The organism is Chitinophaga sp. SVR4-12A, from assembly GCF_056754765.1.
This window is the reverse complement of the sequence record NZ_JBPGWP010000001.1, coordinates 4,535,682-4,551,323: the sequence shown is the minus strand read 5'-3', so window position 1 is coordinate 4,551,323 and position 15,642 is coordinate 4,535,682. Positions and strand designations below refer to the sequence as shown.

General features: G+C 51.8%; 6 protein-coding genes. 1 reads left to right on the top strand and 5 read right to left on the bottom strand.

The window, feature by feature from the left end; all coding sequences use genetic code 11:
* Positions 1-294: 294 nt before the first annotated feature.
* Positions 295-2,355, bottom strand: a complete 2,061-nt coding sequence (gene uvrB, locus ACR9Y8_RS18750; protein ID WP_481214778.1) for an excinuclease ABC subunit UvrB — start codon at positions 2,353-2,355, stop codon at positions 295-297.
* Between the two features lie 68 nt (positions 2,356-2,423).
* Here uvrB and ACR9Y8_RS18745 point away from each other — a divergent pair, with 68 nt between their 5' ends.
* Entirely contained in the window at positions 2,424-3,224 is an 801-nt protein-coding gene (locus ACR9Y8_RS18745) for a S1/P1 nuclease (RefSeq protein WP_481214777.1), read from the top strand.
* Positions 3,225-3,304: 80 nt separating this feature from the next.
* On the opposite strand, the gene ACR9Y8_RS18740 is transcribed toward ACR9Y8_RS18745, so the two are convergent.
* The 4 genes from ACR9Y8_RS18740 to ACR9Y8_RS18725 all read right to left on the bottom strand — a co-directional run bounded on the left by ACR9Y8_RS18740 (position 3,305) and on the right by ACR9Y8_RS18725 (position 15,498).
* A complete protein-coding gene (locus tag ACR9Y8_RS18740; protein ID WP_481214776.1) occupies positions 3,305-4,228 on the bottom strand; it encodes a PfkB family carbohydrate kinase in 924 nt (307 codons plus the stop codon).
* Positions 4,229-4,463: 235 nt separating this feature from the next.
* Positions 4,464-6,488 carry an OmpA family protein gene (locus ACR9Y8_RS18735; protein ID WP_481214775.1) on the bottom strand — a complete coding sequence of 675 codons (2,025 nt, stop codon included), beginning with the start codon at positions 6,486-6,488 and terminating at the stop codon, positions 4,464-4,466.
* A 39-nt stretch (positions 6,489-6,527) separates the two neighbouring features.
* Positions 6,528-7,535: a PorP/SprF family type IX secretion system membrane protein gene (locus ACR9Y8_RS18730; RefSeq protein WP_481214774.1), complete on the bottom strand. Its 1,008-nt coding sequence runs from the start codon at positions 7,533-7,535 to the stop codon at positions 6,528-6,530.
* 67 nt (positions 7,536-7,602) lie between these two features.
* On the bottom strand, positions 7,603-15,498 hold the full coding sequence (locus ACR9Y8_RS18725) for a T9SS type B sorting domain-containing protein (protein ID WP_481214773.1): 7,896 nt from the start codon (positions 15,496-15,498) through the stop codon (positions 7,603-7,605).
* Positions 15,499-15,642: the final 144 nt, after the last annotated feature.

Sequence of the window (15,642 nt, the reverse complement as noted above, 5' to 3'; positions counted from 1 at the left end):
CGTTGTAAGTATTTAATTATCAGATAAATAGTAAATGGTAAGCGCTACATTTAACAATTTTCTAACTTTGGAGGGGTACTTGCTACTACAAGTATGGGAAATAGCTCATAATGTATATATTAATCAATTACTAATACATACAATTAAATTCAGTATATGTTGAAGGAAGAGAGGGTAAAAGACTTATATTATTATTTTATAAATATAATAACTACGTACGAACGGGTATTATGTAGCGGTTGCCGAAAAGACACATTATCATTTATTACATATAAACATTGCTCTCGAAATTGTCTAGCGGGCTTGTTTCATCTCTTCCAATTCACGCTGCAGGGCAAACATCTGGTCGCGTAGACGGGCAGCCTCCATAAAATCGAGGTCCTTGGCGGCTTTTTCCATATCCTTCTTTACGCGGGTGATCGCTTTTTCCAGCTGCGGGATGGTCTTGGCTGCGGCCGCTTCCCCTTTTGCGTAGGTCATAGCATCTTCCGCTACGAGGGAGACTTCCTCATGGACCGCATAAGGTGAAGATTCATCAAAGCTCTTGATCTCCAGTACGGAGGTCTGGCCCATGATCTGTTCAACAGACTTCCTGACGGTTTTAGGAACGATGTTATGTTTAATATTATAGGCGACCTGTTTTTCCCTGCGGCGGTTGGTCTCGTCAATGGTGCGCTGCATACTGTCTGTGATCTTGTCTGCATAAAAGATCACCAGGCCGTCCACATTACGGGCGGCACGGCCGGCTGTCTGCGTCAGGGAGCGTTCGTCGCGGAGGAAGCCTTCCTTATCCGCATCCAGGATGGCCACTAATGATACTTCCGGGAGGTCAAGGCCCTCACGGAGCAGGTTCACCCCTACCAGTACGTCTATTTTACCAAGGCGCAGGTCACGGAGGATCTCCACGCGTTCCAGGGTGTCTACCTCCGAGTGAATGTAGCGCGACTTAATATTAATACGGTGCAGGTATTTGTCCATTTCTTCCGCCATACGTTTGGTAAGGGTGGTTACCAGTACGCGGTCCCCTTTCTGTACACGGCGGTCTATTTCATCCAGCAGGTCGTCTACCTGGTTAACGCTGGGCCTGATCTCGATGGGCGGATCCAGCAGGCCGGTAGGGCGCACCACCTGTTCTACCACCACACCTTCCGTTTGTTTCAGCTCATACTCGCCCGGGGTGGCGCTAACAAACACCACCTGGTTGAGCAGGTTCTCAAACTCGTAGAAGTTCAGGGGGCGGTTATCCATAGCGGAGGGCAGGCGAAAGCCGAAATCCACCAGGGTAAGCTTGCGGGAGCGGTCGCCTCCATACATGCCGCTGATCTGCGGAATGGTCTGGTGGCTCTCATCTATCACCAGCAGGAAATCCTTCGGGAAATAGTCCAGCAGGCAGAAGGGCCTGGTGCCGGGCAGGCGTCGGTCAAGAAAGCGGGAATAGTTCTCAATGCCACTGCAATAACCCAGTTCACGGATCATTTCCAGGTCATAGTTCACCCTTTCAGACAGGCGCTGGGCCTCCAGGTGCTTGCCCTGTGAGCGGAAATAATCTACCTGGGCCTGCAGTTCGTCCTGGATTTCATAGATGATCTGCTGCATCATATCCTTGGGGGCCAGGTAAAGATTGGCGGGGAAGATGGCGGCATTTTCCATCGGAGCGATGCGTTTGCCGCTGGCGGTATCAAAACTTTCTATCTCCTCTATTTCATCTCCGAAGAAGGTAATGCGGTAACCATAATCTACGTAGGGAAGGTTGATGTCTACCGTATCTCCCTGTACCCGGAAAGACCCACGGGTAAAATCGCCGGTGGTGCGGGTATATAAGGAGTTTACCAGTCCGTGCAACAGGGTGTTTCGGCCAATGGTCTGCCCGCGGTTAATGCGCAGGATCCCATTCTCCAGCTCAGTAGGGTTACCCATACCATATATACAGGACACGCTGGCTACTACAATGATGTCCCGGCGGCCGGACAAGAGGTTAGAAGTGGCCCTGAGCCGGAGCTTATCCAGCTCTGCATTAATAGACAGGTCCTTTTCTATATAAGTATCGCTCACAGGCATATATGCCTCCGGCTGATAGTAATCATAATAGGACACGAAATATTCCACGGCATTATCCGGGAAGAACTGGCGGAACTCCCCGTACAGCTGCGCTACCAGGGTTTTATTATGGGTAAGCACCAGGGTGGGCTTCTGTACGTTCTGGATCACATTTGCCATGGTAAAGGTCTTGCCGGAGCCTGTAACGCCCAGCAGCGTCTGGAAAGGCTCTCCGTTCTTTAAACCTTCTGTAAGCTGGCGTATGGCTGCCGGCTGATCGCCGGCGGGGGGATATGGTGAGTGTATCTTGAATGGCATAATCATCAAAATTACGAAACTTGGGAATTGGAACTTATTTTCACATATTTGGCGTCTCAATTTTCTTTATGCACCGTACATTCTTCTTTCGCCTGTTACTGGGCGTATTACTTCCTTTGCTACCCTTTCAAGGCTACAGCTGGGGCCCTACCGGCCACCGCGTGGTAGGCGAGATTGCCGCACAACATTTGAGCCCCCAGGCGCGCAAGGCCATTCAGGCGTTGCTGGGCAGGGAAAGCCTGGCTATGATAGCCAACTGGCCGGACTTTATTAAATCCGATACTACCCACCGCTATGATCATACTTCCCCCTGGCATTACCTGGATTTTCCGGCAGGAGCAGACGCTGTGCAATTTGACAAGCTTCTTAAAAATGCAAAAGGCGAAAACCTGTACACACAAACACAGGCCATGATACAGCAGCTTAAATCATCTGCTGCCTCTAAAGAGCAGAAAGTGTTTGCGCTTAAATTCCTGGTGCACATGATAGGCGATATGCACCAGCCGCTGCACGTAGGTCGTGACGAAGACCAGGGCGGCAATAAAGTGACCGTGTACTGGTTTGACAGACCCACCAACCTGCACCGGGTATGGGACGAGCACCTGATCGAATTCCAGCAGCTAAGCTACACCGAATACGCCAAAGCGCTGGATATAGCACCTGCGGCCACGGTTAGCAAGCTGCAAAGCGGCAGCATCCGCGACTGGATGTATGAATCGCATGTACTGGCTGATAAGGTCTATGCCAGGACTAAAGAAGGCGACAAGCTGAGCTTTCGCTATAATTACTGGTTCCAGGAAGATCTGAACCAGCAGCTGCTGAAGGGTGGATTGAGGCTGGCAAAAATATTGAACGAAATTTATAAATAGCTGCTTGAAGCAACAAGCCGCAAGCGAGGCCTTCAAAAGAGGGTACCTGCTTGCGGCTTGCCGTTTATAGCTTGTGGCTTTTAAACCAGATCGATATCGAAATTTACCAGTTCTACAAACTGTTCCAGGCGGGCGCTGATATCATCCTGGGAGATCTCCCGTAGACGGCCTGTACCAAATTTCTCCACGCAGAAAGAGGCCATCGCAGAACCTACAATGATAGCCGTTTTCATATTCTCGAAAGAAATATCCTTTGTTTTAGCGAGGTGACCTATAAAGCCCCCTGCAAAAGTATCACCGGCGCCAGTGGGGTCAAATACGTCTTCCAATGGTAAGGCCGGTGCAAAGAACACATGGTTCTCATGGAAAAGCAGTGCGCCGTGCTCTCCTTTCTTAATAATAAGATAACGCGGTCCCATGGTGAGGATCTTGCGTGCTGCTTTTACCAGGGAGTATTCGCCGCTCAGCTGACGTGCTTCGCCATCGTTCACCAGCAATACATCTACCATCGTCAGCACCTTCTTCAGATCATCCATAGCAGTTGCCATCCAGAAGTTCATGGTATCCAGCACAATCAGCTTGGGGCGTTCCTTCAGCTGGTTGATAACGCTGATCTGTACCTGGGGCGACAGGTTGCCCAGCACCAGGAAGTCACTGCCCTGATAGCTTTCGGGCACTACCGGCTCAAAATCACCCAGCACGTTCAGTTCTGTTACCAGGGTATCGCGGGTGTTCATGTCCATATGGTATTTACCGGACCAATAGAAGGAAGGACGATCCTTTTTGACCTGCACACCTTCCAGCGCCACTCCCTTGGCTGCCAGCGCATTCATTTCCGCCTGCGGAAAATCGCCTCCTACAACGGAGATCTGGTTAATCGGCTGCACAAAATTGGCAGCTGTCCAGGCTATAAAAGTAGCGGAACCTCCGATGATCTTTCCTGATTTTCCAAAGGGCGTTTCTATTTCATCGAACGCCATGGTACCAACGACAATGACAGACATATTTGCTAGATAGTTTACTGATTTAGATAAAACAGGGGCAAAGGTAATATAAAAAGTAACCTTTTCAGCAAGCCGCCGTTCTATGGACGTATACATTGTACCGTTATCAACAGATTGACGGGAACCATAATAGTGCGCCACGAGTGGTAGAAATGCGGTAGCCCCCTGAGCTCAGGGGGCTACTGTTGTCTGAGGCTAATTGGTTTTATAGGATATAGCTAAATTGCAAGGGTAATTATTGCAATTGGAGTTGTACGCGCAACACCTTGAACTCCGTTCTTCTGTTCAGCTGCCGGCCATCAGGATTATCCTTACCGTTTGCCAGTGTATTCGGCGCTATGGGCCTTGACTCACCGTAGCCCTTGGCTACCATGCGGGAGGTAGGCACTCCCTTACTGGCCAGGTAGTCCACACAGGATTGGGCCCTTGCCTGCGAGAGCTTAATATTATATGCATCTGTGCCTTTGCTGTCTGTATGCGATCCCATCTCAATAATGATATTCGGGTTATCCGCCATAATGGCCACCACCGTATCCAGTACGATCAGGGACTGCGGCCTTAATGTAGCCTTGTTATAATCATAGTAGATATCCTTCAGGATAATGGGCTTGCCGATCTCATAGCGTTTCAGGCAGAGGGTGGGATTCATCAGGGAATCAATCCTGACCAGCTCGTCGGTGTCGAAGTAGATAGCCTTTGAGAAATAGTTCTCTTTTTCGGCCATGATCTTATAGCGCTTCTCCATGTCCACCTCAAAGTTATAATGGCCTGTTTCATCCACTGTTACCTGCTGCAGTACTTTCTGCTGTACGGTGTCCAGCAGTGTAACCGTAGCGCCGGTAAGCGGCAGCTCTCCATCGCAGTCCAGGATTTTTCCGCCGGCCATTTTTGCATTACGCTTCACATAGAACAATTCCAGGCAACATACTGATTGCCTGTCAGAGCTGATAAAGGCTCCGTTCAGCGGTTTGGCCTTGTCTACCGGGTTGTAGTAAATATCATCCCTGGCCGAGTTGACAGGAGCCCCCAGGTTGCGGGGAGAAGACCAGTCGGTAAAGTTGCCCTCACTTACGAAGAAATCGAGCCCGCCCAGCCCTACACGGCCATCGGAACTAAATATGAAAACACCATTTTGGACATCATAGAAAGGCGCCTGCTCTTCATCGCGCGAGTTGATGCCGGTGCCCATATTGCAGGGCGCTCCGGGGGCGCCGTTCTGCAACTGGCTATACCAGATATCGTTCTTACCCATACCACCGGGCCTGTTGGAGACAAAGAAAAGATATTTGTTGTCTGCAGTTACAAAAGGCTGCATAGCGCTGAAGCCGCTTGCATTTACATTAGGGCCAAGGGCCACCGGTTCTGACCATTTATCGCCCTGCCGGGTGCTGGTATAAATGGTCGCCTGTTTCTGGCCGTTCTTCACCGTCCAGCGGGTAAGGTACATGGTGTTCCCATCCGGGCTTAATGCCGAGGCACCCTGTTCCACCCCTTTAACAGCCGGGATATCCAGCTTCTGGCTGTTTTCAAAGCTGTAGCCCTGTCCCTGGGCGATATAGAGGTTATTTACATAAGGATTCTCTTTTTTCTCCTTGCCGGCATTCAGCGTATCGGGACGGGAAGAAGTAAATACAAGCGTACTGCTGTTCAGTAACAAGGGCGCATAATTAGCGCCGCCGCCATTTACATTTCCGCCTAATTTCCTGATGCTGTACCTGGGCACGCTGCTGGCTTCTGACAGCGCCAGCTCACAACTGGCTATTTCTAGCGCAGCCCTGGCCGCATATTCATCTGCATTGGTGTAGTCGTTCCTGAATTGTTTGAGCTGTTCCAGCGCCCCGGGGTATTTTCCATTAGCGCGCAGAGAAACGCCGTACCAGAAGCGGGCCAGCGGAAATGCAGGATTATTAAAAGTGGATGCCTGCCCATAATAGGTTTCAGCATTGCCGAAATCATTGTACTGCCGGTAGGATTCTGCCAGGCGGTACACAACGGTTTCATAATCCTTGATCTTACTGCTTTTCTCCTTACCTGCCGCGGCTACTGCATAAGGCAGCACCTTTGCAGGTTTTATCCTGAAAGTGCCAAGCGCTTTACTGTAGTATTGTGCTGCGGAATAGTAATCCTTTGCGTTATAGAAGATATCCGCGGTACGCCTGTAATCATACACGTATTGCGAATAAGCGGCGCTTGCGCTCAATAACAGCATTATCAAACATTGTACAATTCTTCTCATCTGTACATTTTTTACTTCGATCATGCTAAGTTTCATTTGAAGGGTTTTCGTTCCGTTAATTCTTTACAGCCTTGGACAAATAAAATATTCTTCTGTCAGCACCCTTCTTTTACGACTGATAAAAGAAAGTGATATTTCGAAGCTGTTGCTTCCATTCACTAAGCGGTGCAGGTTTGACACATTGGCATCGTAGCTGGCTCCCAGCACAAAATTCTTATAGTGGAAACCTGCAAAGGGAATCATCGAATCATCAAAGCGGTAGGTAGCCCCGGCCAGAAGATCAAACTCAGGATTTACGGCATACTGGCCATATACTCCCAGTACTTTTTCTTCCGCATTGCCCTGTCGCATATAAAGGCCATGCGGGGTAAGGCTCAGCTCTTCCGTCATTTTTATTTTGGTACCGGCGTGCGTGAGGTAACGGATGGGATACCTGCTGTTACTACCATTGGACATAAAGGGATCTTCCGGACGCGTTAGATGACCAGCAGATACGCCCACAAAAGGATTCAGCCGATGGTTGGGATTTCCGTCGAAGAACAGGGCGCCTGCAGCAGCGTCAAAAGCGGTGGAGCTGGTTTTGTTAATGTTCTCGCCGTTAAATATGCTGGGATCAAAGCCTATTACGGGGTTCCACTGACTGCCGGTCTGAAACTTGCCCGGGTCTACTTTCCTGTTGATGATACCGGCCTGTACACCAAATACCAGGCGTGTTGTACCCGTGGCGCCGAACTTAACCCCACTGTAGGAAATGCTAGCCATAGCATTGAGATAATTATAGCCGGCGTCTCCGGCAGACATATTCAGGATGTTAACGCCAACGCCTATATTTCTATCTGTAGCAGCATCAAAAGAAACGCCGGATGTAGCAAAAGCTTTTCCGTAATTGGTCCACTGGTTGCGGTAGTTGCCACTTACCCGGTAATCTCCGTCCAACACACCTGTAAGCGCGGGGTTTAGCCACAGCGGGTAAGCATAGTATTGAGAGAAGTGCGGGTCTACCTGCGCCCATAGGGCCCTGGGCAGCAAAGCACTTAACAGCAGTCCCAGAACAATTATATTTTTTCTCATGGGAGTATTTTTTTAGCATGTTAGGAATGCCCGTTCCAGCATGAACCGGAACGGGACCTCAGTATGATTAGCGGATGATCGTGATATTGCCTTTCCTGTTGACTGTAGCGCCGTTCTGCAGCTTCACGGTAACGATGTAAACATATACGCCGGCAGGTTGCATTTTGCTGCCCATGGTACCGTTCCATCCCTGACGTTGATCTTTGGACACGAACACTTCCTGGCCCCAGGCATTGTAGATATGCATTTCCATTGAAGCAATAGTATTACCGTATACCATAAAGACATCATTCACACCATCGCCGTTAGGGCTAAACACATTCGGTATAAATACCTGGTTGCCTGCCGGGTTGGTAGCTCTCCCGGTAACTGCAGCAGACAACTGGCTGGTTTGGCAGCTGTTGGTATTCAACGCTCTTACTACAAGGATTACTGCCTGATTAGGTGAAAGCCCGGAAACCTTGTGCGTAGTACCGTTGGCGCCTGAACTGGGTGGCACGAAGGTGGCTCCGTTATCAGTGCTTACTTCATACCTGGTGGCACCTGGCACACTGTTCCAGCGGAAGGTGATAGCTGTAGCCGAAGAATCGCTTACTGTTACCACAGGAGTGGCCAGCTGCTGCAATACGCCAACTGTAACCGCTTTACGGCTGGTGCTGGTACAACCGCCCGCAGTAGCAACATCCACATAGTAAGTAGTGTTCTGACTCAGCGAAGGTGTAGTGAACACCGCGCCCGTAGCCAGCTGAGCGCCGCCGGTGGCTGTACTGTACCAGCGGAATACGGGATCAGTAATAGTGGGCGCGCTGGCTGTGAGCGTTACCACACCCGGGCATTCCGGATCGGGCACGTCTACCACAATATCATTTGCGTTAGGTGCACCTACGGTTACGCTCACAGGCGTCCGCACGTTGCTGGCGCAACCGCTGGCGTTCACCGCTTCCACATAATACTGCTGGTTGCTGTTTACTGCACCGGTTGAAACAGTAATACCGGTGGTAACAGGCGTGCCACCCGTAGGCGACGTATACCAGCGATAGGTGAGATTTACATCCGGGTTTTGGACTTCCAGTGTGGCCGTCTGGCCCGTACATACCTGCAGATTTGAACTGCTTACCTGTGGCGCAGCGGGTACGCTGTTTACCGTAACATTTACCGGAGTGCGGCTCACGCTCACACAACCACCGCCACTCGCTGCTTCAACATAGTATACTGTGTTTGCGTTCCGCGGAGGCGTAGTATACGCAGTACCGGTGAACAGCGGCGTGCCGCCGGTAGCTGTGCTATACCACCTGTAGATCAGGCCTGTGGCCGGGCTCTTTACGGTCACTACAGTGCTCTGGCCAGAGCAGATAGTCACTGCATCTGCCAGCGGTGCATCCAGGGTATTCACCACGGTAGCGGTAACCCCTGTTCTCGCTGTGCTTACGCATCCTGCATTATACGCCGCTTCTACATAAAAGGTGGTGGTATTGGACAAGCCTGCGGTAGTATAAGCCGTACCTATTGCCAGCAAAGTGCCACCAGCGGGCTGGTTGTACCAGCGGTAGCTTATTGCCGGATCGGGATTTTGAATATTGAATGTTGCAGTGCCGCCTATGCAGGTCACAACATTGTTGGAAATTACCACCGGTGCGGGTGGTGAGCTGCTTGCCTGTACGCTGACTTTGGTCCTTGTTGCACTGGCGCATTTATTATTCAGCACGGATTGTACGTAGTAATCCCTGTTGCCGGTGGCTGCTACAACGGTATATACCGGGCCGGTGAACACCAGGCTACCACCGGTAGCTGCATCGTACCACTGATAGGTAAAGCCTGGCTGTGGGTTCTGTACAATCAGGGTAGCATCCTGACCACTGCAGACCTTCACAAGGTTGGACACTACTACCGGGGGTGTGGTACTATTGGCCACTGTGATCCGGTATACATGGTTAGTGTCTTTAACACCACCCTGCCGGGTTGCTTCTACCAGGTAGGTAATGCTGGCATTGAGCACCGGTGTTGTAAACGAAGTGCCGGTGAATACCAGGCTATTGTTAGCGGTATTGTACCAGCGGTAGATCGCGCCGCCCTGCGGGTTCACTACATTCAGTGTAATGTTGCTGCCGGTACAAAGAGTAATATCTGTAGTATCACCGTTATTGCCACTATTATTATTCTTCTTCACGGTTAACGCTGCACGCGTACCGCTTACGCAGCTGCCTGAGCTGGCTTCTACGTAATATTTCACACTATCAGCAGCCAGCGGCGGCGTGGTAAAGCTGGCGCCTATAGCGAGCGGCGTACCGCCGGTGGCTGTGCTGTACCATCTGTAAGTGATGCCTGCCTGGGGATTTGCAACAGTAAATATAGCCGTTTCACCCAGGTTAACGCTTTGCTGGTTCGTAGTTAATGCAGGCGGCTGCAGGTTACTGATGGTAATCACAGTAGCCACTGCGCGGCTGGTGCTGGTACAAACGCCGGCAATTGCTCCTGCATAGTATTTCACGGTATCTTGCCCGGCGGGTGGTGTTACCGTGAATGTAACTCCCACACCGATCGGCGCACCGCCGGTTCCTACATCGTACCAGTTATAAGTAACACCCGGCTGCGGCTGCTGAACCTGCAGTTGTACGGGCCCACCGGCGCAGCTTATTACTGCACTATTAGCCAGTACCGGTACTACCGGCGGATCAGTTACCGTGATCACATATGTCTCTAGTGTATCCCTGAAGCCGCCTGCAAATGCAGCTTCGAGGCGATAGGTAGTATTTGCGTTCAATACAGGCGTAGTAAAGCTGAGGCCTGTAAATGCGAGGCTGTTATTCGCTGTATTGTACCATTCATAGGTAGCGCCGGTTTGTACGCTATCCACAGCCAATATAGTGGAAGTACCACGACAGATAGTAATGGCAGTAGTGTCGCTGCCAGGGGTGCCACAATTCCTCGCATTCACCGTTACAGGTATACGAACCGGGTTTGGACAACCATTGCGGCTGGTTTCAATATAGTAAGTGGTAATGGCCTGCGTTAGTGCCGGCGTGTTGAATACAGCACCAGTAGCCAGCGTTGTGCCGCCGGTGGCGCTGGCATACCATTTAACGGTAACACCGGATGTATCCGTTGCTACCAGGCGTGCAGAGGCACCCAGGCAAAGGCTCAGGGAATCTGTATCTGCAGAAGGCCTGGCTGGCTTCAGCCGCTGTTCTGCAGTGTACACCTGCAGTGTAGTAAGTGCAGTGAGCACACCGCCAAGGCTTACATATACTGCGTCATAATCAGCCGGCGCCGCAAAGGAAGCAGTAAACTTATTACCATTCAACAGCTGCAGTTTTACCAGTCCTATACCTCCGTTGAGGAATACAGGATTACCTACGGCAGCACCGCCATTGTATGTCTGTACCCTTATACCACCCAGCAGCTGCACATCAGCAAGACCGCCCGGCAGTGACAGTGTAAGGCGGATGCTATCTCCCATAAGACCCGGTTGCTGGAAGTTCAGCACCTGTCCAATATATCCTATGCCTATGTTGGCGCGTATCTGGGAAGCGGTGGTAGTATCACCGTCTACTGCATTCAGCGGGTTTGTGACGCCGCAGAGCAGACAAATGCTGAGAGGTGTTGTATAAACAGGGCTTTGTGTGGTATTGGCTGTATAGCAGGGTACGCCGCCGCCGTTACTTGTTTTCACGGTAGCCACTGCCCGCGCAGGGCTTGTACAGGCCCCTGCGCTGGCTTCTACATAGTACTTCGCACTGTCGCCGGCAAGTGGCGGGGTAGTGAAGGAAGTACCGGTATCCAGCGGCGTACCGCCGGTAGCAGCGCCGTACCATTTATAAAGCACCCCACCCTGCGGTGCAGCGATAATGAAAGTGGCAGCAGATCCGGTCGTAGTTACGATTTCCTGCGCTACCAGTACAGGTGTTGCCAGGCTGCTGGTAACAGTTAACTCGTAGAGGCGGATGGTATCCCTTACACTGTTCAGCGTTGATACCAGGAGGTAGTTTACACCTGAAGTGAGCACAGGTGTTGTAAAGCTGGTACCCCTGAAGACGAGACTATCATTAGCCGTGTTGTACCATTGGTAGGTAGCACCGGTTATTACGCTATCCACGGTTAATGTGGTGCTGCTGCCAGCGCAAAGCGTAATGGCCGTAGTGTCTATGCCACCGGGCCCACCACAGTTTGTTCCTACGTACACATCGCCTTTAGCGCGGCTGCTGCTGGCGCAACCGTTAATACCGGCTTCCACATAATAGCTCAGCGTGTCTACACCGGTAGACGCAGGTATAACATTCAACACGGCGCCGGTATCCACCAGGTTGCCGCCGGTAGGCGCATCGTACCATTTGTAGGAAAGACCTGCCTGCGGCGTTGCTACTGTCAGCGTAGCCGTATCGCCCACGCAGCTATTTGTTGTAGCATTAACCAGCTGCGGTACAGCAGGGCGCGCCGCTGTTCTAACAGTTACCGGCACACGCAGCAGGTTGCTGCAGCCGTTACGGCCGGATCCTATATAATAAGTAGTTGCCGGCTGGCTCAATGCCGGTGTATTGAAGATACCGCCGGTAAATAACGGGGAGCCGCCGGTGGGCACATCAAACCACTGAACCGTAATGTCCGCGGTATCTTTTGCTACTATCCTGGCAGCAGTACCGGTACAAACGATGAGAGAGTCGGAATCAGCATCCGGTTTGGCTGGTAGCATGATCTGCTCTGCGTTGTATATATCCAGGGAAGTAATGGCCGTCAGCAATCCTCCCAGGGTAACCAGCACGGCGTCGTAATTGCCTTGTACCGGTGCTACCGCTGCAAATTTGTTAGGAGTAACCACGTTGAGCCGCACCACCTCTGAGTCAAGGAATATAGGCGCGCCAACAGGACTGCCGTTGTTATAAGGTTGTATCCTCACGGCGCCCAGCAACTGTACATTAGCAAGGCCGTTGGGCAATCCCAGCAAGAGGCGTATGCTGTCGCCAGCCATGCCGGTCTCACCAAAGTGCAGCATCTGGCCTATGGAGCCTGTGCCGATGGTGGCTGTAATCCTGGAGAAGGTAGTTGTATCGCCGTCTATGGCGTTAACAGGGTCTGTTACGCCGCACAACAGGCAGAGGTTGAGGAGGCCCACATATACAGGGCTTTCCTGGGCACCGGCGTATGTACATGGACCACTGCCCGGTGCATCGATAAGCCTTACCACTGCACGGGCGCGCGGGCTGACCTCATTTGATGCATTCACCGCCTCAGCATATACGTATCCGTTGGCAGTTACGGCGGGTGTAGTATACATGGTATCTGTGCCCAGCACGGCGCCGCCGGCATCTGTATTATACCAACGGTAAGTAAGGGCAGGATCAGGATCAGCGATACGGAAAGTGGCTGTCTGACCAGTGCTTACAAAAGCGGTATCCGGAATGATCACCGGCGCTGCAGGCGCGGTTGATACAGTAACGTATACCGCAACACGTTTGCTGGTACAGCCGGAAGAATCAGCTGCTGCATAGAATACGGAAGCGGAATCTATTGCAGGCGTAATGAATTGCGTACCGGTTGACAAGGCAACGCCGCCGGTATCAACAGCATACCATCTGTAGGCATAAGCCTGTTGGGGGCTTACTATGTTGAAGGTGGCCGATTGTCCTTTATTTACTTTAATTGTTGAAGGCGTAACGGAGATGTCTGGCAGGCCCAGTTTAACAGCTACCGGCGTACGATTATTGCTGCCGCAGGCTGCAGCACCGGTGGATACAGCTTCCACAAAGAAAGTAGTATCACTGGTGATATTGTTCGCAGTGAAGGAGGCGCCGGTAAACAGCGGCGTACCACCTGTATATTCCGCATACCAGCGGAAGGTGGCGCCGGCAGGGAAAACTGCGTTAAATGTAACGCTGCCGCCGGAGCAGGCCCGTAATACGCTATCCTGTACCCTGGCGTCGGGCGCGGTAGCCTTGGCATAATGGATCCGGATATTGGATACGGCAGCCAGCAATGCGTTGAAATCTATCTTAACGCTGTCGAATGCAACGCCCGGTGCAATTACCAGTTCGGAGTAGCTGCTGTCATTCGGGAAACGGAGGGTCAGCAATGAAGGGTTATTGATCTGCTGCACCTGGGTATTGCCATTGTACAATGTAAATGTCAACCCTGTGAGCAAACCTACATCCAACACCTGCGAGCTGGAACTTACGCCTACACGGAGCGTATCAGCAATACCGCTCAGGGAGGGGAAGCCCAGGCCCTGGAATACGCCGCCGAGCAAGCCGATACCTACACGCAATTCTGAAGAAGTGGCAGGATCGTTATCTACGGCAAGCTGGGGATTTATAACACTACATCCCAGGCAGGCAACGCCTGCGGTACCGGCAGACTGGGTAGTTGCGGCGCCGCAGGCCAGTTCATTCACCGCGGTTACCGTAATTGGCACGGCAGTGCGGATCAGGCTATGCAGGCCGTCTGAAGGTGAATAGGCTTCTACATAATAGGTTTTGTTCTCCAGCAGCGGCGGCGTAGTAAAGCCTGTGCTGCTGAATACCGGTGTACCACCGGTAGGTGTTTCATACCAGCTGAAAGTAGCATCCGGGATGCGGGGAATCGCCGCTGCAAAGCTGGCGCTTTGTCCGGCCGGTATGGTATCTGTGGTTGGATTTATTCTTGTAACCTGTACCGGCATCATGGCGGCTGCCTCCCCTATATACAGTCCGCCTGCCAATCCAACAAGCGAAACCAGGTCTACCTGTATGCCGTCAAACGGCTGCGTGGCCGCAAAACTTATACGGAAATGATTAAGGCCATCGCTGGCTCCCAGCAATTGGAGATTGACCAGTGCGGGATTAAGGGTGGCTGGATCGTTATTAGCTGTATCGCCGCGGAAGGTTTGTACCTGTATTCCGTTGAGCAGGCTGGTGTTTGCCAGCAGGTCTGCCTCGGTTGACAGGAATAGTACGATACTGTCCCCTGCCCGGTATCCGGCCGGGAAACGAATATACTGCCCCACGGTGGAGGCTACACCTAGTGACATTATAAGCCTTGAGCGGGTGCTGGTATCTCCATCTACTGCCAGTTCCGGATTTTCTACATTACACAGTGCGCAGGCAAGGCCGCCGGTTCTCGGGCTTTCCTGTTCTATACCGAAGGTCCACAGGGCGGGCCCCTTAACAACTGCAACGGTTACAGGCGTACGCAGGTAACTGGTGATGTTATTGTTGGTAGTCGTGGTCTCTACGTAATAGGTGGTATTACTGTGCAATGCCGGAGTGTTATAAGTAGCGCCGGTAAAAACGGGGCTGCCGCCCGTTGGGGTGGAGTACCACTTAAATACCGCGTTGGCCAAACGCGTTGAAGCGGTAAGCGAGGCCTGCTGCCCGGTGGTGACAACGGGATTGGCCGGGGTAATAGCGGGCGGCACGCCTGCTACCACTTCATAGATCCTTAAATTACCCAGGGCCGCCAGCGCAGAGGTAATGTTCACCTGTACTGCGTTAAAGTTATGTGCAACAGGGAAAACGGCCCGGAATTTAGTGGTGCTGCCGTTACCAAGACCCAGGAGATCTATGGTCACAGCGCCGTTGTTCAGAAAGGTCTGGTCGGCATTGGATACGCCATTATTGTAGGTCACGATATTGATCCCACCCAACAGGGTCCCGGATACTGCCTGGCTGGGCACTTCCAGTTCAAGCGCTACATAATCGCCTGCGAGGTAATCGCCGGGAAAGGTAAGGCGTTGTCCCAATGTGGCTGCGATACCAACGGGTAGTACCAGGGTAGAGTAGGTGGTAGTATCTCCGTCAATAGCCCTTGCTGGGTTCTGCACAAGGCAAAGGATGCACGCAAGGCCGCTTGTAATGGGACTCTGCTGTGTGGTGGCAAAGCTCCATAATGGCCCTGCAGCTGCTCCCGTTCCATAGGGGATGGTAATGTCTTTCCCTGAGAAGGGTGCATAGGGATGCCATTTAAGATATGCGCGTTGCCAGCTGTACATCTGCATGGCAACATCAGCTGTTGCTGCATGGGGGCTGCTGGCATATGTAGTTGTTGCCGGTAGCCCGATTAACCCGAAAAGGAGGATGACAACAAGTATAAAAGCCCTCAAAAGCCTTCGAGGAGTAACGTTTAAGTGCATAGCAATAAT